Below are 17,386 nucleotides of genomic sequence, written 5' to 3'. Positions count from 1 at the left end.
GTCGTCGCGCGCAGTGGCGGCGTCTTGATCTGCAGCAGTTGTGCCGCGCGCTCAGTCCGGCTGCCGCCGGGATAGCTCTCTTTGTTCAGCCTGCCAGCAAGGTGCGGGAGTGCGCGTTCCGCTGGTTCCGCGTGGCATGCCGGTCCAAGATTGTCGATGCCGGTCGCCACGACCGAGACGCGGACAAGACCCTCCAGGCTCGCATCGAACGTGGCGCCGACGATGATATTGGCGTCCTGATCGGCCTGCTCGCGAATGCGGGTCGCGGCTTCGTCAACCTCGAACAGGGTCAGGTCCTTTCCGCCGGTGATGGAAATGATGAGGCCACTGGCCCGCTTGATGGAGGGGTCCTCGATCAATGGGTTGGATATCGCGGCCACGGCGGCCTTGAGCACACGCTTTTCGCCAGAAGCCTCGCCCCTGCCCATCATGGCTTTGCCCTTTTCGCGCATGATGGAGAGAACATCGGCAAAGTCGAGATTGATCAGACCTTCCTTGACGATGAGATCGCTGATGCAGGCCACGCCCGCGTAGAGCACGTCATCGGCAAGGGCAAATGCGTCGGCGAACGTGGTCTTTTCGTTGGCTACCCGGAACAGGTTCTGGTTCGGTATAATCAGCAGGGTGTCCACGGCCTTCAACAGTTCCGCGATGCCGGCTTCGGCAAGGCGCATTCGGCGCCCGCCCTCGAAGAGGAAAGGCTTGGTGACGACACCGATAGTCAGAATGCCAAGCTCACGTGCAATTCTGGCGATAACAGGCGCGGCGCCGGTGCCGGTGCCGCCGCCCATGCCGGCAGTCACGAACACCATGTGTGCGCCGGCCAAATGATCGCGGATTGTATCGATTGCCTCTTCTGCTGCTGCGCGCCCGACTTCAGGCTGCGAGCCGGCGCCAAGGCCTTCGGTCACCCGAGTACCCAGCTGGATGAGACGCTTGGCCTTCGACATGGTGAGCGCCTGCGCATCGGTGTTGGCGACGATGAAGTCGACGCCTTCCAGGCCGGCCGCGATCATGTTGTTGACGGCATTTCCGCCGGCGCCGCCGACGCCGAATACGACAATGCGCGCCTTCAGCTCGCGAATATCGCTGATGTCAGTCATTTCGCCTCACAATTACTTCGGCACGCCAGTGAATGAGACGATAAGGTTTACGATCTCCGGGCCTTGCGATCGGCCTCAACCAACTCGGCGGCCAGATGCCCCAATCGGCGGGGAGCTTGTCCGTGGCCATCGATCGACCCAACAGCGCCGCCACCGCTCCGCAGCGAGCCTTCAAGCCGCGCTTTCGCCTCCCTGGCTGCCATAGCCTCGGCGTTCGCCTGCCGCAGCTCAGCCATCAGACGATCGGCGCGCTCGCGCTCATGCTCGAAATCTGCCCGGTGACCGGCTGCCGCTGCTTCGAGCCGCACGATCTCCGCCTGCAATGCCACGATCTTTACTGTGAGCTGGGAGGCGTCGCCTGACTTGCTACCAGTGCGCGGCCGTGGCGTGTGCCTTATCTCGGCGAGATCCACGTTCACCAATGCCTTGCCGTCATCCGCAAGTGAGCATGGCAACCGGAGCCGCTTGGCAAGCGAACGAGCAGCTGCCGGCGAGATTCGCAGGCGGGCACCAAGTGCGGCATATGTGAGCGTTTCAACGGGCATCGGTTGTTCTCCTGGAACGAACCGGGGAACGATCGGCTGTTAACCGAAAGGTAACTGCAGGCTAGGCCGCGATGGTTAATAGACCGTTAACGGGTGAGCAACGACCTGCCCGTTGAGCGACGATCAGCTCACCTTCGACCACTCCATCGCCGAGCCTGGCGTGCATGACCCGCGCAACAGCATCAGTCGCCGGCACACGCCCTTAGAGATGCGCAAGATAATGCGCCAGCGCTTCGATTTCCTCATCGCTCAGGGGATAGGCGACGTCGGCCATCACGGCCTGGCCGCCGCCTACGCGCTTGCTGGATTTATAGTCATGCAGCGCCTTGACCAGATATTCCTCGCGCTGGTCGGCAATGCGCGCAACCGCCTTGGTGCCGGCAAAGCTGTCGGTATGGCAGGAGGCACAGCGGCGGCCGACGGCCGCCTGTGCGCCCTTCTTGGACAGATCCGGATTGTCGTCCTGCGGCGGCGCCTTGGGCGGCGTCAGCGCGGCGAAATAGGCGCCCAGACTGCGGATGTCCTCGTTGCTGAGACCTTCCACGATCGGCTGCATCTGCTCGTTTTTGCGGGAGCCGGCGCGAAAGAACACCAGCTGCCACTGGATGTACTGGTCGGGCTGGCCGGCGAGCGACGGGATATTCTCGGTCTGCGAGATGCCGCTCTCGCCATGACAGCCGGCGCAGACCGCGGCCTTCTCCTTGATCGCCGCATCGTCGGCCGCACGGGCAGGCAAAACGCCGACCAGGGCGACCGCCAGCATTCCCATCAACAATTTTCGCATCGCCATATCCTTCGGCGCCATCGGGCCGACAACGCGCGACAAGTTCGCGCGTGCCGCCGGGACGCTTCTGTTTTTCAACGCAAGTTGCGGCAAGGGCAACTGAACGGGAGCACTAACAGAAAGGCTGCGGACGCCTTAAGGCAACCGCAGCCTCTGTTTCGTCACTTCTTCGCTACTTGCTGTAGCTGATTCGATAGATCGCACCGGCCCAGTCGTCGGCAACGAGGATCGAACCGTCCTTGGCCAGGATGATGTCGTCGGGACGGCCGAGATAGCCCTGGTCACCCTCGATCCAGCCGGAGGCGAAGACTTCCTGCTTGGGGTTCTTGCCATCAGGACCGACGATTACCCGCACGATGCGGCCGCCCTGATATTTATGCCGGTTCCAGGAGCCGTGCTCGGCGATCAGGATGTTGTTCTTGTACTCGGCGGGGAATTGGTCACCGGTATAGAACTTCATGCCGAGCGGAGCCACATGCGCGCCCAGGTTCAGGACGGGCGGGGCGAACTCCGAGCACTTGTGACCCATCGCGAATTTCGGATCCGGCAGATCGCCCTGGTGGCAATAGGGATAGCCGAAATGCTCGCCGATCTTCTGGATCATGTTGAGCTTGTCGGAGGGCAGGTCGTCGCTGATCCAGTCGCGGGCGTTTTCCGTGAACCAGTATTTGCCGGAGCGCGGATCGACGTCGCCGCCGACGCTGTTGCGTACGCCCAGCGCCCAGGTCTCGGCATTGCCGGTCTGCGGATCGACGCGGCGGATCTGCGAGACGCTGGTCGGGGGTATGCCGACATTGAAGGGAGGTCCGAACGGAATGTAGAACCAGCCGTCCTTGTCGACCGCGATATATTTCCAGCCATGCGCGGCGTAGGACGGCATGTCGTCATACACCACCTTGCCCTCGCCGAGATTGTCGAGATTGGCCTCGGCATTGTCATATTTGATCAGCTTGTCGACCGCGATCACATAGAGCGCGCCGTTCTTGAAGGCGAGCCCGGTGGGCATGTTCAGGCCCTTGAGGATCGTCTTGACCTCGCGCTTTCCGCCATTGTCCTTGATCGCATAGACGTTGCCGAGACCGAAGGAGCCGACGAACAGCGTCCCCTTGTCGCCCCAGGCCATCTGGCGCGCTGCGAGCACCCCCGGTGCCCAGACCTCGATCTTGAAGCCCGGCGGCAGCTTGATCTTCTTCACCAGCGCTGCGAGCTCGGCATCCGACGCGCCGGTCGGCGGGCCGGATGGCGGCGCCAAACCCTTCTGCTGCTCGGTCTCGTCGCCGAGGAACCAGTCATCCGGCGGGTGGGTCCAGAATTCCTTGGTGCCGGATTCGTAATGTTTGAGCGCGCGGCTCTGGTCCTGCTTCTGCTGGGCCTTGGCAAGGCCCGCACCCGCGATTAGGCCTACGGCCGCAAGCGCAAGAATGGTGTGATGGAAAGCCGGTTTCATCGCTACTCCCTTGGAGCGACCTGAGGGCCGCGTTGTTCTATTTTGGACATTTCGTGGGACGAACTTTGGCGTCTGCGAACAGATCAGACGATGAAACTCTAGCACATCTCAAGCCGGAGAGAAGCGGGCCGCGCACCGCGCGATGACGCGCCGCAAAATTTGAGAAGAAGTTTCTGCAGTGCGCGGCAGGCCAAGACGTTTTGTAACGCAGCGCTGCAGCGCAGTATCCGATGCCGTGAGATGGCTGCAAAATTCTTGGCCACGTGCCGGCAAGCAAACCTCATCGGCAACGTTCACTCCTTGCGACTATAACGGTCGTGCGCGGAGAACGCGGTCGACCATCTCGCCGCATAGGCCGAGATAATTGGTGGGATCGCAGTAGCGGCGGATGCCGTCTTTGCCGCCCAACGCCGCCATCACCTCGGGCGTGCCGGCCAGGATGTCGGCGAGATCGCCGCCGCCTTCGATCGCCTTGCGGCAGGCATCATAGACGACGTCATGCGCATGCTGCCGGCCGAGCACAGGCGCGGCCGCCATCATCACGGCTTCGGCAACGATCAGGCCGTGGGTGAGGTCCAGATTGGCGCGCATACGATCCTCGTGAACGACAAGGCCGGTGAGCATGAACTTCGCGTTGGCGAGCGCCGACGCGGTCAGGTGAAAACTCTCCGGCAGCGACACCCATTCGAGGTGCCACGGGCCGGTCGCCCGCTCGAAATCATGGATCATGCCGTCGAGCATGGTGGCAACATGCTGGCGGACCGCCTTCGCGGCCGCCAGGATCAGCTCGCTGGAGATGGGGTTGCGCTTTTGCGGCATGGTGGAAGACGCCCCGCGACCCGGCACGAACGGCTCCGACACCTCGCCGAATTCGGTTGCAGACATTATCATGACGTCGGTTGCGATCTTGCCGAGCGTGCCCGTGATCAGGCCGAGCAAGGTCACGGCTTCCGCAAGGCCGTCGCGCGCAACATGCCAGGTGATCGGCGGCTGGTGCAGGCCGAGCTCCTCGCAGTATAGCCGCTGCACCTCGAGCCCGGCTGTGCCGATCGAGGCCAGCGTGCCGGCGGCACCGGAAAACTCGCCGAGGAGAATGCGCGGCAGCGCTTGCGCGAGGCGTTCGATATGACGGTCGATGGAGGAGAGCCAGACCGCGGCCTTGTAGCCGAAGGTGATCGGCAGCGCCTGCTGCAGATGCGTGCGCCCAGCCATCGGCGTATCGCGATACTTTCGCGCGAGGTCGGCAAGCACGGCACGGACGGCGCGCAGATCGCGATCGACAACGACGAGCGCCGCACGGATCTGTAGCACGGTCGCCGTATCCATGATGTCCTGGGTGGTCGCACCCCAATGCACATAGCGGCCGGCCTCGCCGGCTGCCTTGGCGAGCTGGTGGACCAGCGGAAGGATCGGATAGCCGACGATCTCGGTCTCGTGGCGTAGCGTTTCGTAGTCGATCTCGATGGAGCGGGAGGCCGCGTCGATCGCTGCGGCCGCCTCGTCCGGAATGATATCCAGCCGCGCCTGGGCGCGGGCCAGCGCCGCCTCCGCCTCGAGATAGCGGCCCACCAGGGCCTGGTCAGAGAACACCGCGCGCATCTCGGCGGTGCCGAACATGTCGCGGAACAGGGCGGAATCGAAGACGGTACTGGTCAAATTGTCCTCCCGGTCGATGCTATCCGTTCATAATCGGCACGACGGAGATTGGCGAGCGGATTGCTGACAAGGCCGGCCTGCGGCGGCGCTCCCAATATTCCTCCGATGTAATTGAGGCGCCGCCTTATCTGGATCATTTAACCGAGGGTCATCTCGCAACGCCAGCCGGCGCGAGAGGCGCGCTCAGGCCAGTTCTGTCCAAGTCACGAAGGCCTGCGACGCATTGACAAATCCGAACCCAGCTTCAGGAGAAGCAAAATGCAGGTCACTTTTACCAGGAAAGAACCGCCGCAATGGCTGCTCGAAATGTGGAAGGAGATCGACGACAAGACCTTCGGGAAGGGCTTTGACTGCTTCACCGAGGATGCCGTGTGCAATCTGGGCGTGGCGGACTGGAAGGGCCGCGAGGCCATCCGCGCGAACCTGAAGGCCTTCATCGACACCGGATTCACTGCGTTACATCACGTCACCGAGTATTGGGACGGCGGTTTCCTGAAGGTGTTTCGCGGCACGGTCGATATGACGCCGGACAACCGCTCCGGACCGACCTTGCATCCGACGATGACGCATTTCTTCTATATGGACGAGACGGACAACACCAGGGTGCGCCATTGGATCGGCGCGGTGGGTCCGGTCGCCTTCGGCTAGGATGGCGGCGCCCGCAACCCGATCAGGCCGGAAACCATCCGGCCTGATCGGCCTCGCCCATTTCGAGTTGGATCATAAAGCCATGGCAACATCGACCGTCCAGACCAAAGCGGCAACCAGCCAGGCAGGAATCATCCTGCGCCAATGGCGCGGCAGCCGCGGCAAGACACAGCTCGATTTGTCTTTCGACTCCGGCATTTCACAGAAGCACATCAGCTTCGTCGAAAGCGGCCGCAGCATGCCGAGCCGGCAAACGCTGCTGGATCTGGCGCAGGCGCTCCAGATTCCCTTGCGTGAACAGAATACGCTGCTGCTCGCTGCCGGCTACGCGCCGGTCTATTCACAGGACCCGCTGGATGCACCGGCCATGACAAGCATCACCAGGGCTTTGCAGCGCATGCTGCGCCAGCACGAGCCGTTTCCGGCGATCGTCATGGACCGGCACTGGAACGTGCTCATGACCAACGACGCCAGCCCACGGTTCTTCAACTGCTTCATCGACATGAACGCGCGGCCGCAACCGCGCAACCTCCTGCATCTGATGTTCGATCCCAGGGGTATGCGTCCCTTCATCGCCAACTGGAGGATTGCGGCGAAAAGCCTGCTGGCGCGCGTTCACCGCGAGGCGCTGGGGGGCGTGATTGATCCCGGGACCAGGAGCCTTTTGGACGAGCTTGCGAAATATCCTGATGTCGCGCCCGAATGGCGCAATCCGACGCCCGATGCTGGCGTCCCCGTGATCCCGTTGTCCTTCCGCAAGGGCGCCGTGACGCTGAATTATTTCTCGATGATCACGACAGTCGGAACGCCGCAGACGGTCGCTACGGAAGAATTGCGGCTGGAATCCATGTTTCCGGCGGACGAACAGACGGAAGAGGCGCATAGCCGGTTCGTGCGCGACAATGCTGACACTGGATCAGTGCCGAAGCCGAACTAGACGACGCATTCCTCACGGCGGCGAAATCAACCGTCCCAGCCGCACAGCCGTCAGGCCCGCTATGAGGCGCTGCGACGGCATCAGGACGAAGCAGTCGTCATACGGAGTCACGACCGGCTCGCCGCCGTCATGGCCGATGACAGTGCCGGCGCGGGGGATGATTTCGCCGCCGCGAAGCGGCAGGGCAAAGACGAACTCGCGCTTGACCGTCACCGGCATCGTGATCTCGACAAAGCGGCTCGGCACCTCCGGCAGGGTGACAGACGGTTGCTCGAAGGTGGCAGGCGCCATCTCCAGCCGTTCCAGCATGCGGATTGCAGCCGCATACGCGACTTCGCCGCTTGAGGCCGCCCAGTGCTGGCCGCATTCGATCAACAGCGCCGTGTTGGCGGAGCCCGGATCGGCAAAGCCACCATAGTCGCGCATGCGGGGCCCCTGGGCGTGGCCGCGGTCGACCACGACGAGATCGGCAAGGGCGGCCTTGCGCGCGAGTTCGCGGCTACGTGGGAGCGGCCCGGCCAGCACCAGGGGCTCATTCGGATGCTGGGTGGTGTGCAGGTCGAGCAGATAGTCGGCCTGTTCGACCAAGGGCCGCAATTCAATGGCCCGCGCGACATCGGCGCTGCGCGGTGGCGCTACGAGAATATCGGGCGACCAGACCCGGTTCATGTCCTCTTCCACCGAGCGGCTGGCGCGAGGCGAAGATGGATCGAAGCGCGCATAAGCGCCGACATTGGCGAAGGCGAGCGTCAGACGTCCGCGGCTGGGACGCAGCTGTTGCGACAGCAGGCGATTCAACGCCACGGCGCCGGCCGGCTCGTTGCCATGCACCAGCGCGGTGATCAGAAGATGCGGCCCGGGCCGCGCAGCCTCGAAGCTATGGACAAAAGGCACACCCGCGTTGCCGTCGCGAAAGCGCACGATGTCGGGCGGCGAAAACTCGACGGGATATTCGATCACGGCCTGCGCCTGGGCGCGTGTTCCGGTCACGACCCCTCCTGCATTCGCCTGTCTGCGCGCCGCCCGAGCGTGAATACCATCTGCGAGAGCGGGGCAAAAGGCGCTCGCGCAAAATCGAAAGCAGCGAAACCCGCCTGCAAAAGCGGCGTCAGGGGATGATAGATCGCAGGACGTTGCGCCGAAATTTCGACAAGGCCCAAGCGGCGCATGGCGTCGAGCACCGACACGCTCCAGAACGGCGCACCTTGCGTGTATGAGAAGGTCGTGACGGCTAGACCGTTCCGTTCGGCCAGATCGATAAAGCTCTCGCGGTTGAACAGAACGAAATGGCGCGGCGTGTGATAGCCGGCCCACGAGCGATGCCGGAATAATCGCGCATCAAGTGCGTCGAAATTCGGCGTCTTGAGCAACGCGCGACCGTGGGGCGTGAGAAGCTCCGCGATGCGACGCAACACGTGTGCGGGATCACGCACATGCTCAATCAGATTGAGCGCGAGGATTAGGTCAAATCGCCGATCGGTCTCGAACTCTTCGATGGCACCAAGATGATAGGCGTGCCCGCGCGCGACCGCCTCGGCCTGGGCACCCTCGTCAAGATCGACGCATTGCGTGAAGCTCACACGCGGCGAACAGGCCTTGACCTGATCGAGCAGCCAACCACTGCCGCCGCCGATATCGAGCACGCTCAGCTTCTCGCCAGGGATGGATGCCAGGAGTTTCTCGAAGAGGCGCCGGTCGAGCGCCTCCTTGAGACGCTGCACAAGGCCCTTCTTCGCCGGTGCGTAGGAGTAATAGTTCTTCGGATAGATCTCCCCGAGACGATCCCACAGCATCGGCGCGATGAACAGAACATCGCACCTCCCGCACTTGTGGATGGCATAGGTGCGCTCGGACGTGTGGTACTCGATATCGCAGGCATCGGCGTACCAGGAGGTGTCAGTGCATCCTTTGATCGGGCATGCAGGCGACGGACTGTCAGTCATCACCACCGGAACAACTCCCGGAACGCGCGGATATAGGTGGTCCGGCGCGCTTCCAGCACAGGTGCGATCTCAGTACGCATCAGGAAGCGTTCGAGATCGGGCAACCGCGTGTAGGACACCTGCGGCTCCCAATGATGCAGCAGATGTCGATTGAAGCCAGCGCCGCCAAAAGTCGACGCCAAGGGACCGTCGCCAAAGATGCGCGTATAGGCGCCATGGTCACTCCTGGCATAATCAGTCTCCGGATCGGCCGAGGGATCCCGATGTTCGAGCAACTGACGCAGCGCGCCGAGCAGCGGAAACACGATCGCAACGCCGATGATCCAACTCGCGGTCGCGGTCCAGCTGACCAGCGCTAATCCGATCGCGATAAGTGCGTGCAGGGCAAGACCAACCACGAGCACCGTCCTTGCTTGTGGTGATCGGCCAGGGCCCTGCTCTCGCCCACTTGTTGTGGCGGCCACCTTCCCGGATTGCACCATCCTGTGCCGGGCGAGGAATACCTCGATGGCGCGGATGCCAAATGCACACCGGATCATGAACAGCAGATTGAGAGGAAAGAAGTAGGTAAACTCGCTGTCCTCGACTGTTCCGATCTTGCGATGATGCTGCCAATGGACCACGCGGTAGCTCGCGATATCAGTTCCGATCATCCAGCCGATCAACGCATTGCAGAACATATCGCTGCGCGAGCGGTCGGAATGCAGGTTGAAGTGCGCCCCCTCGTGGAGGAACAGTTGCAAATAGGCGAACCAATATCCGACACCCAGGGCGCCGAACGCGACGAGCAGCGGTGGCCATACCCAGCGAGACAAGACCGCGACCGCCAGGACGGTCGCGGCGAGGGCCACATAGCCAAAGGCGATGTCGCGCCAAACCCGGTGGTAGTTCGCCGTCAGGGATTGGACAAAGGCGACGTAGGAGCGGCGGTCTTGATCGAGGAGGCGACCGCGCAACGGCGCGAACGACCCCGACCGGTCATCGTCGATCCTCACCGCTGGCGGAAACTCGGTCGGATAATCGTCGACAGGCCGGAAGGGGGCGCGTGTATCGGTCACGATCCCTCCTGCATTCGCCCGTCGTCGCGAGAAATATTGGAGCGGGCGAAGGGGCTCGAACCCTCGACCCCGACCTTGGCAAGGTCGTGCTCTACCACTGAGCTACACCCGCATCCTTAAGAGAGTTGGCGGCGGCGTAAGCCCGTCGGCAACGGCAGACGTATGGCAAATGCCGCCGGCGAATGCAATGCCCGCGAGGGGGGTGAGGTCACCCAAAATTGGTTATTCTCGCAGCCAAAGCCGGTAAACGAGTCCGAATCTCCACTGTTCCGGGTCGGAATCCGGCACTTCCGTGGCGGCGTGACGGACAGACCCTCAAGATGGGCCCGCACCGATTCGAGCCATTTGGCAAACCGGCCGCTTGGGGTGGTCGCCATTTCCTCGCGGCTTTCGGACTCGCGATCAAATGTCGTCGACCATTCGACGAAGGCGCGCCTGCCATCGATCATCGGACGCAAGCCGGCCTGGAAATCGTGCGGGCGCGCCACGAAATTCGTAAGTCTGCGTGCGCTCGATGTCGGGCAGAGGAAGAGGGCGTTGGCGGATTCGCCGTCCCCGGTAGAGCACGTCCCCGACGGCGCCGACGTCTCGCCGGCCTTGCCGTCGTCGATCCGGCTTTCGTCGGCAGCGCCGACCGGGACCGGGTAGTTATTGAAATCCCGAATGATTTTCCGATCCTCGGGCGCCGCCTAGTGAAAAACCGTGCTGTGACAGGCCCTGATCATCGCGCTATCTCCACGAAAAGAGGCACCTCGTGATCCTGATGCTGCGAGAGCCGCCGGACCCACCCGCGCTCTGGCCGGCATAACAAGGAACCCGATTGAATTTTGCCCACAGACTGCCATCTAGAGCATGATCCGGCGCATGGTCCGGACCTGGAGGGCCGCGCCAGCGAAAGATCCGCAGCTGTGGTCCGACCAGACCATGCTCATGCAAACCACCTAAGGCGCTGCGACCGGTCATGGCGCGTTAGGCTGAACAGAATTTCCAACCCAGCGCGTGGGCCGTGCTAGAAGGCCCATTCCAGACATCCGATGAGGATCCCGTGACGATAGTAGAGCAGGGCAACGGAGCGGCGCCGGCCGCGCCTGATCTGATCAAGGAAACCACGACCCAGACCTTCGTGAAGGATGTGATCGAGGAATCCAAGCGCCAGCCCGTCCTGATCGACTTCTGGGCACCCTGGTGCGGACCGTGTCGGCAGCTGACGCCGATCCTGGAGAAGGCGGTTCGTGCCGCCAAGGGCAGGGTCAAGCTGGTCAAGATGAACATCGACGAGCATCCGGGCATTCCAGGCCAGATGGGCATCCAGTCGATCCCGGCCGTGATCGCCTTTGTCGGGGGACAGCCGGCCGACGGATTCATGGGCGCGATTCCGGAGAGCCAGGTCAACGCCTTCATCGAGAAGCTGACGCGCGGCGTGCCGGCGGCGGGCGAGCCCAATCTCGCGGATGTCCTGAAAGAGGCCGAGGCCGTTTTCGCCGAGGGCGATGTCGAGACCGCGGCGCAAATCTATGCCGAAATCCTGGCCCATGATGCGGCCAATATTCCCGCGATCGCGGGGCTTGCGAAATGCTACGTCGCGACCGACGCGATCGACAAGGCCAAGCAGACACTGGAGCTGGTGCCGGAAGCCAAGCGCAACGACGCCGCTGTCAAGGCGGTGCAGGCCGCGATCGATCTTGCGGAGCAGGCCTCCTCGCTCGGCCCGGTGAACGAGCTGGAACGGAAAGTAGCCGCCAATCCACTCGATCATCAGGCGCGTTTCGATCTTGCCACCGCGCTGAACGCGGCGGGCAAGCGCAGCGAGGCGACCGACCAGCTGCTCGCGATCGTCAAGCGCGATCGCAAATGGAACGACGATGGTGCGCGGAAGCAGCTCGTGCAGTTCTTCGAGGCCTGGGGTGGCACGGACGAGGCCACCATCGAGGGACGCAAGCGGCTGTCGACGATCCTGTTCTCGTAACTCCAGAGATCACCGGGGCGGGTAATGCCGATCAACGCCGACTATCGCGGGCCCGGCGACCTTCCCGAGGTGATCCCCGTGTTTCCGCTGCCGGGCGCCTTGCTGCTGCCGCGCGGGCAGATGCCGCTCAACATTTTCGAGCAGCGCTACCTGTCGATGGTGGACGATGCCTTCCGCGACGGCCACCGTCTGATCGGCATGATCCAGCCCGACGCCGCCCACTCGCGGAGCGAAGAGCGGCCGGTGCTGTTTAGCATCGGATGTGTCGGGCGCATCACCCAGCTCGCCGAGACCGGCGACGGCCGTTACATCCTGGAGCTGACCGGCGTTTGCCGCTTCAGGGTGGTCGAGGAGATGACCGTGCTGACCGCCTATCGGCAGTGCAAGGTCGACTATTTCCCCTTCATCGACGATTTCACCGCGCGCAAGGGCGAGGACGCCGTCGACCGCGAGGCGCTGCTTGCCGTGCTGTCGGATTTTCTGAAGGCCAACAATCTCAGCGTCGATTGGGAAGGCATCGAGAATGCGCCCAACGAAGCGCTGGTGAATGCGCTGGCGATGATGTCGCCTTATGGTCCCGCGGAGAAGCAGGCGATGCTGGAAGCGCCTGACCTGAAGACCCGCGCCGAGATCCTGATCGCCATCACCGAGATCGATCTCGCCAAGAAGCGTACCAGCGGCGACCCGCCGCTGCAGTAGCGCGCGTTTCGTAGGTCACGGCGTGACCGCACGTCACCAGCGCTGTAGCCATGCCGATTTCAATAGCCGGCGACTGCGAGTGCCACCACGGCGCTCATGGCGATCCAGCCGAAATGGCGGCCGCGCAGCGCCCAGGCATTGCCCAGCGCGGCGGAGGCGAACACCACCGCGAAGGTCACGATGATCCAGTGCCGCGCCGTATCCGAGCCCATCCAGGGCGCCGCCAGCAGCAGCACCCCGCCAGCAATCCAGGCGACGGTGCCGGCCTGCCAGACGGCGCGGACGAGCGCGGCGACCCGTTTCGGCTCGATCGTGGCGCGGGCGAAAACCTTCGTTTCGCCAAGCACGCCATGCGTAAGCGAGGCGACGACGGCAAGCAGCCCCGCACATTGCAGCAGGATATCGCGCATTGAACGCCTCCATGCTCCATACCATACAGCACTGTATGGTATGTGCGCCTCCCGCTGGCATCTGTCAATACAGTAGTGTATGGTGCGGCATCATGGCAGATCAGCTCTCGGCAAAGGACTGGCTCGACGCCGGCCTGAAAGCGCTTGCGGCAAGCGGCTTCACGGCGCTCAAGGCCGAGCCGCTTTCGAAGGCGCTCAAGGTATCGCGCGGCAGCTTCTATTGGCATTTCGCCGACCTCAACGCCTTTCATGCTGCGGTGCTTGCGCATTGGCGCGAGGTCGCCGCCGAGCGCATCATTGCCGACCTCGAGTCCGCGCCCGCCGGCGAAAGCCCGATTCGGCTGTTGCTGCGCCGGACCTTTTCCGGGCGGCTCGCTCTGGAGAGGGCGGTGCGAAGCTGGGCGACATCAGATGCACAGGCCCGCAGCGCGGTGCAGGCGATCGACCGCCGCCGGCTGGATTATGTCTCTATGTTGCTGCGGGACGCCGGACTGCCGGCGGAAATCGCGCAGGCGCGGGCGCAGATCCTTTATTGGGCCTTTATCGGCTATGCGCTGTCCGACAAGCCGCTGCCGAAGACGCGGCAAGAGGCGGTCCTTGACGAGTTAATGGGGATGGCCCTGGCGCTGGACGACACGCGGGCGCGAGCTGTGCTAGAAGCCGGCAGATAGCCGGAGCTCCCGATATGACCGCGCCTGAACGCCCCGAAAACACTGTCGATCCCAAGCTGCTCGAAATCCTGGTCTGCCCTGTGACCAAGGGCCCGCTCGAATTCGATGCAGTGAAGCAGGAGCTGATCTCGCGTTCAGCCAGGCTCGCCTATCCGATTCGCGACGGCATCCCGATCATGCTCCCGGAAGAGGCGCGCAAGATTGACTAGGCTTCGCATGCGCACCGCGCTCGCCGGCATCGCTGCCTTGCTCGCCGCATTCGCTGCGAACGCTTCCGCCGAGGAGACCAAGGTCACCGTCGCCGCCATCGACGCCGTCCTGACGATGCCCGCCGGTGTCGAGAAACCACCGGTTGCGCTGCTGATCGCGGGCTCCGGAACCGTCGATCATGACGGCAACGGGCCGCAGATGAAGCCCGCCACGCTGAAAAAGCTGTCCGATCAGCTGGTCGCGCACAACATCGCAACGCCGCGCTATGACAAGCGCGGGGCGGGCGGCTGGAAGCCTGAGTTCGGCAAGCCGGAAGATTTCCGCTTCAAGGACTTTGTGCAGGATGCCTCCGCGCTGGCGAAATATTTGCGCGACAGCGGAAAATTCTCGAAAATCATCCTGGTCGGGCATAGCGAGGGCGGGCTGGTCGCGATCCTTGCCGCGCAGCAACAGACCGCTGACCGCCTGGTGCTGCTCGCCACCGCCGCGCGCAAGCAGGGCGACCTGTTGAAGGCGCAACTGGAGAAGAAGCTCTCGCCGGAGGCCTATGCGCCGATCGCCAAGGCGGTCGATACCATCATGGCCGGCCAGATCGTCGATCCGCCGCCGCAAGGCCTGCCGATCCCGCCCGCGATGCAGCCAAGCCTTGCCTCATCTTTCAACCAGGATCCGATCGACCCGCTGCAAAAGCTGACGCTACCGATCCTGATTGTCGCCGGCGGCCGCGACCTGCAGCTCGCGCGCGTCGACATGATCGCACTCTCCACCGCCGCACCCCAGGCCAAGACGGCGTGGGAGCCCGACATGAACCACGTGCTGGTCGACGTCACCAACGATGCCGACAATCTCGCGGCCTACGGCCAGTCCGACCGGCCGCTCGATCGCGACATGATTGACGAGGTGGCCGCGTTCATTCTGGAGGGCGCGGGACGCTGATCAAAGCGCCTCGCCCTTCAACAACCGCGGCACTTCGCCGGTCAACCCCGCTGCCTGGCGGATGAACAGGTTCTTCAGCGGCGGGGTACGGTCGACGACGCCGAGGCCGATGTCGCGCACGGTGCGGAGCAGGGTCGACTTGTTGGAGAACAGGAAGTTGAGCGAGTTGGTGGCGACGCCCATCGCCATGGTGTCGAAGCGGCGCCAGCGCTGGTAGCGCTCGATTACATCGGCTTGTCCAATGTCCATGCCAAGCCGCGCGGCGTCGACCACGACCTCGGCCAGAGCCGCGACATCCTTCAGGCCCATATTGAGGCCCTGGCCCGCGATCGGATGAATGACATGCGCGGCGTCACCGATCAGGGCAAGGCGATCAGCGACGAACGAGCGCGCGACGAAATAGGAGAGGGGGAACGCGCGCGGCTTGTCGAGCAGCTTGATCTCGCCGAGATGCAGCCCAAAACGCTCTTCGAGTTCGGGCAGGAATTCCTCCTCGGATAGACCGATGATGCGTGCAGCTTCACTGCGCTTCTCGGTCCACACCAACGAGGAGCGTTTTCCCTTCAGCGGCAGGATCGCGAACGGACCGGCCGGGAGAAAATGCTCCTCGGCGCGGCCATCATGATCGCGCTCATGGCCAACGGTGACGACAATGCCGGACTGATCATAGTCCCAGCCATGGGTCGGGATGCCCGCGCGCTCGCGCAGCCTGGAGCGGGCGCCATCGGCGGCGACCAGAAGGCTCGCGGCAATGCGACTGCCATCGGCCAGCGTGACGTCGATGCCATCGGGCCGCGCATCATAGCTTTCGACCGCGGTGGCCTTGAGCTCGACACCGGCCGCCTCGGCGTGCCTGACCAGCGCGTCGATCAAATGGCGGTTCTCGACCATATGCGCGAAGGGTTCGCCCGGCTCGACATGACCGGCAAAGGTCAAGAACACCGGCCGCGTTGCATCGTGCAGCTTGGAATCGGTGACCACCATGTCGAGGATCGGCTGCGCCTCGCCGGCCACCTCGTCCCAAACCCCGATGGTCGCAAACAGTCGCCGGCAGGCGGCGACAATCGCGGTGGCGCGCGGATCGCGGCTCGGGCGGGTCGCCAATGCGGGATCGGCGACAATGACGGGCACTTCGGGCCCAAGGCCCTGGCGCAAGGCGAGCGCCAGCGCCAGCCCCGCAAACGCACCGCCCCCGATCACAATACCTGCCTGTCCTGACATCAGCCTGTTCGCCTTCCGGTCTTGCCCTCAGCCTATACCTGGGCGAAACAGATGGGCGAAACAAGGGCCTCGAAGGCCCAGGTCGTCATTCCGGGGCACGCGAAGCGTGAACCCGGAATCTCGCGCCGCAACTTCTGGATTTCCGGGTCCGCTCGCTGCTCGCGAGCGCCCCGGAATGACGGAGCACTGGAACCGGATATGTCCAAAAGCCTGATCGACCTGCTCGCCATTCTCGACATCGAACCAATCGAGGTGAACCTGTTCCGCGGCAATAGCCCGAAGACCAGCTGGCAGCGGGTGTTCGGCGGACAGGTGATCGGGCAGGCGATGGTCGCGGCCTGCCGCACCGTCGAGGGCCGGCTGCCGCATTCGCTGCATTGCTATTTCATCCTGCCCGGCGACCCTCAGGTGCCGATCATCTATCAGGTCGAGCGCTTGCGTGACGGCAAGAGCTATTCGACGCGGCGCGTCACGGCGATCCAGCATGGCAACGCGATCTTCTCGATCATGGTGTCGTTCCATGCCGAGGAGGAGGGCGCCTTCGACCATCAGGACAAGATGCCGGACGTGCCGCCGCCCGAGAAGCTCACTGCGGAAGAGGTCGCGAAGCAGCCGATGTTCCGCGAGATGCCGGAGTTCATCCGCCGCTATTACGAGTCCGATCGCCCGATCGAACTGCGCCCGGTCGAACTCGGCCGCTATTTCGGCCAGAGGATCGACGACGGCCGCATCCATGTCTGGATCAAGACCGCCGCGACGCTGCCCGACGATCCGGCGCTTCATATGTGCGCTCTCGCCTATGCTTCGGATTTCTCGCTGCTCGATGCCGTGATGGCGCGCTATGGCCGCACGCTGTTCGACAAGCGCATGATGCCGGCGAGCCTCGACCATGCGATGTGGTTTCACCGCCCGTTCCGCGCCGACGAATGGCTGCTTTACGCCCAGGATTCGCCGAGCGCGCAGGGCGGCCGCGGCCTGACGCGCGGGCTGATCTTCAAGCCTGATGGGACGCTGGTGGCTTCCGTCGCCCAGGAAGGCTCGGTGCGCGAGCGGAAGTAGATGACGATGAGAGTTGGTGACCGTTTCGCATTAGACGCCGGTTCACTTCTCCCCGTCGGGAGAGGTGTACCGGGAGGCGCAATTGAGCTGGAT

General features: G+C 63.5%; 17 protein-coding genes, 1 tRNA gene and 1 pseudogene. 9 read left to right on the top strand and 10 right to left on the bottom strand.

The features are described from left to right. Positions 1–151: 151 nt before the first annotated feature. Positions 152–1,103: pseudogene (gene ftsZ / locus A3AI_RS0107675) on the bottom strand (cell division protein FtsZ); the annotation flags it as partial. Positions 1,104–1,225: 122 nt separating this feature from the next. Here ftsZ and A3AI_RS47300 point away from each other — a divergent pair. Continuing rightward, the gene (locus A3AI_RS47300) at positions 1,226–1,465 is read left to right on the top strand and encodes a hypothetical protein (protein WP_156927671.1); all 240 of its coding nucleotides are present in this window, start codon (positions 1,226–1,228) and stop codon (positions 1,463–1,465) included. 385 nt (positions 1,466–1,850) lie between these two features. Here the strand turns inward: A3AI_RS47300 and A3AI_RS0107665 are convergent, their stop codons facing one another. The 3 genes from A3AI_RS0107665 to A3AI_RS0107655 all read right to left on the bottom strand — a co-directional run bounded on the left by A3AI_RS0107665 (position 1,851) and on the right by A3AI_RS0107655 (position 5,496). Then, the gene (locus tag A3AI_RS0107665; protein WP_024515023.1) at positions 1,851–2,432 is read right to left on the bottom strand and encodes a c-type cytochrome; all 582 of its coding nucleotides are present in this window, start codon (positions 2,430–2,432) and stop codon (positions 1,851–1,853) included. Positions 2,433–2,604: 172 nt separating this feature from the next. After that, complete coding sequence (locus A3AI_RS0107660) at positions 2,605–3,879, bottom strand: PQQ-dependent sugar dehydrogenase (RefSeq protein ID WP_024515022.1); 1,275 nt, start codon at positions 3,877–3,879, stop codon at positions 2,605–2,607. 306 nt (positions 3,880–4,185) lie between these two features. Next, positions 4,186–5,496: a class-II fumarase/aspartase family protein gene (locus A3AI_RS0107655; protein ID WP_198030073.1), complete on the bottom strand. Its 1,311-nt coding sequence runs from the start codon at positions 5,494–5,496 to the stop codon at positions 4,186–4,188. 297 nt (positions 5,497–5,793) lie between these two features. On the opposite strand from A3AI_RS0107655, the gene A3AI_RS0107650 reads away from it, so the two are divergent. After that, positions 5,794–6,183 carry a nuclear transport factor 2 family protein gene (locus A3AI_RS0107650; protein ID WP_024515020.1) on the top strand — a complete coding sequence of 130 codons (390 nt, stop codon included), beginning with the start codon at positions 5,794–5,796 and terminating at the stop codon, positions 6,181–6,183. 82 nt (positions 6,184–6,265) lie between these two features. After that, complete coding sequence (locus A3AI_RS0107645) at positions 6,266–7,120, top strand: helix-turn-helix transcriptional regulator (RefSeq protein ID WP_024515019.1); 855 nt, start codon at positions 6,266–6,268, stop codon at positions 7,118–7,120. Between the two features lie 12 nt (positions 7,121–7,132). Here the strand turns inward: A3AI_RS0107645 and A3AI_RS0107640 are convergent, their stop codons facing one another. From A3AI_RS0107640 to A3AI_RS0107625, 4 genes are all read right to left on the bottom strand, one after another. Then, on the bottom strand, positions 7,133–8,110 hold the full coding sequence (locus tag A3AI_RS0107640; protein WP_024515018.1) for a M14 family metallopeptidase: 978 nt from the start codon (positions 8,108–8,110) through the stop codon (positions 7,133–7,135). Beyond that, positions 8,107–9,063, bottom strand: a complete 957-nt coding sequence (locus A3AI_RS0107635) for a class I SAM-dependent methyltransferase (RefSeq protein ID WP_024515017.1) — start codon at positions 9,061–9,063, stop codon at positions 8,107–8,109. Before A3AI_RS0107635 ends, A3AI_RS0107640 begins: the two co-directional genes overlap by 4 nt. Then, positions 9,063–10,121: a fatty acid desaturase family protein gene (locus A3AI_RS0107630; RefSeq protein ID WP_024515016.1), complete on the bottom strand. Its 1,059-nt coding sequence runs from the start codon at positions 10,119–10,121 to the stop codon at positions 9,063–9,065. Before A3AI_RS0107630 ends, A3AI_RS0107635 begins: the two co-directional genes overlap by 1 nt. Before the next feature lie 37 nt (positions 10,122–10,158). Continuing rightward, positions 10,159–10,233 (bottom strand) — tRNA-Gly (locus A3AI_RS0107625). A 933-nt stretch (positions 10,234–11,166) separates the two neighbouring features. On the opposite strand from A3AI_RS0107625, the gene A3AI_RS0107610 reads away from it, so the two are divergent. Together A3AI_RS0107610 and A3AI_RS0107605 are read left to right on the top strand one after the other, a co-directional pair. After that, positions 11,167–12,087, top strand: a complete 921-nt coding sequence (locus A3AI_RS0107610) for a thioredoxin family protein (RefSeq protein ID WP_024515014.1) — start codon at positions 11,167–11,169, stop codon at positions 12,085–12,087. A gap of 24 nt (positions 12,088–12,111) precedes the next feature. Continuing rightward, entirely contained in the window at positions 12,112–12,786 is a 675-nt protein-coding gene (locus A3AI_RS0107605; RefSeq protein WP_024515013.1) for an LON peptidase substrate-binding domain-containing protein, read from the top strand. 59 nt (positions 12,787–12,845) lie between these two features. On the opposite strand, the gene A3AI_RS0107600 is transcribed toward A3AI_RS0107605, so the two are convergent. Continuing rightward, positions 12,846–13,196 (bottom strand): hypothetical protein, encoded by a 351-nt coding sequence (locus tag A3AI_RS0107600; RefSeq protein ID WP_024515012.1) that lies wholly within the window; start codon positions 13,194–13,196, stop codon positions 12,846–12,848. Between the two features lie 92 nt (positions 13,197–13,288). Here A3AI_RS0107600 and A3AI_RS0107595 point away from each other — a divergent pair, with 92 nt between their 5' ends. The 3 genes from A3AI_RS0107595 to A3AI_RS0107585 are packed head-to-tail and all read left to right on the top strand — an operon-like array spanning position 13,289 to position 15,013. Then, positions 13,289–13,867, top strand: coding sequence for a TetR/AcrR family transcriptional regulator (locus tag A3AI_RS0107595; protein ID WP_024515011.1), 579 nt, complete (start codon positions 13,289–13,291; stop codon positions 13,865–13,867). A 14-nt stretch (positions 13,868–13,881) separates the two neighbouring features. Next, positions 13,882–14,076 carry a Trm112 family protein gene (locus A3AI_RS0107590; protein WP_024515010.1) on the top strand — a complete coding sequence of 65 codons (195 nt, stop codon included), beginning with the start codon at positions 13,882–13,884 and terminating at the stop codon, positions 14,074–14,076. Next, the gene (locus A3AI_RS0107585) at positions 14,069–15,013 is read left to right on the top strand and encodes an alpha/beta hydrolase (protein ID WP_245286851.1); all 945 of its coding nucleotides are present in this window, start codon (positions 14,069–14,071) and stop codon (positions 15,011–15,013) included. The genes A3AI_RS0107590 and A3AI_RS0107585 overlap by 8 nt, the downstream gene beginning before the upstream one ends. On the opposite strand, the gene A3AI_RS0107580 is transcribed toward A3AI_RS0107585, so the two are convergent. Next, the gene (locus A3AI_RS0107580; protein WP_283807216.1) at positions 15,014–16,237 is read right to left on the bottom strand and encodes a ubiquinone biosynthesis hydroxylase; all 1,224 of its coding nucleotides are present in this window, start codon (positions 16,235–16,237) and stop codon (positions 15,014–15,016) included. It lies immediately after the preceding gene. Positions 16,238–16,432: 195 nt separating this feature from the next. On the opposite strand from A3AI_RS0107580, the gene tesB reads away from it, so the two are divergent. Continuing rightward, a complete protein-coding gene (gene tesB, locus A3AI_RS0107575) occupies positions 16,433–17,293 on the top strand; it encodes an acyl-CoA thioesterase II (RefSeq protein WP_024515007.1) in 861 nt (286 codons plus the stop codon). The last annotated feature ends 93 nt before the right edge of the window (positions 17,294–17,386 follow it).

This window comes from Bradyrhizobium sp. Tv2a-2 (assembly GCF_000472425.1).
Taxonomy (GTDB): Bacteria; Pseudomonadota; Alphaproteobacteria; order Rhizobiales; family Xanthobacteraceae; genus Bradyrhizobium.
The sequence above is the reverse complement of the archived record's forward strand: the minus strand, read 5'-3'. Positions and strand labels throughout refer to the sequence as shown.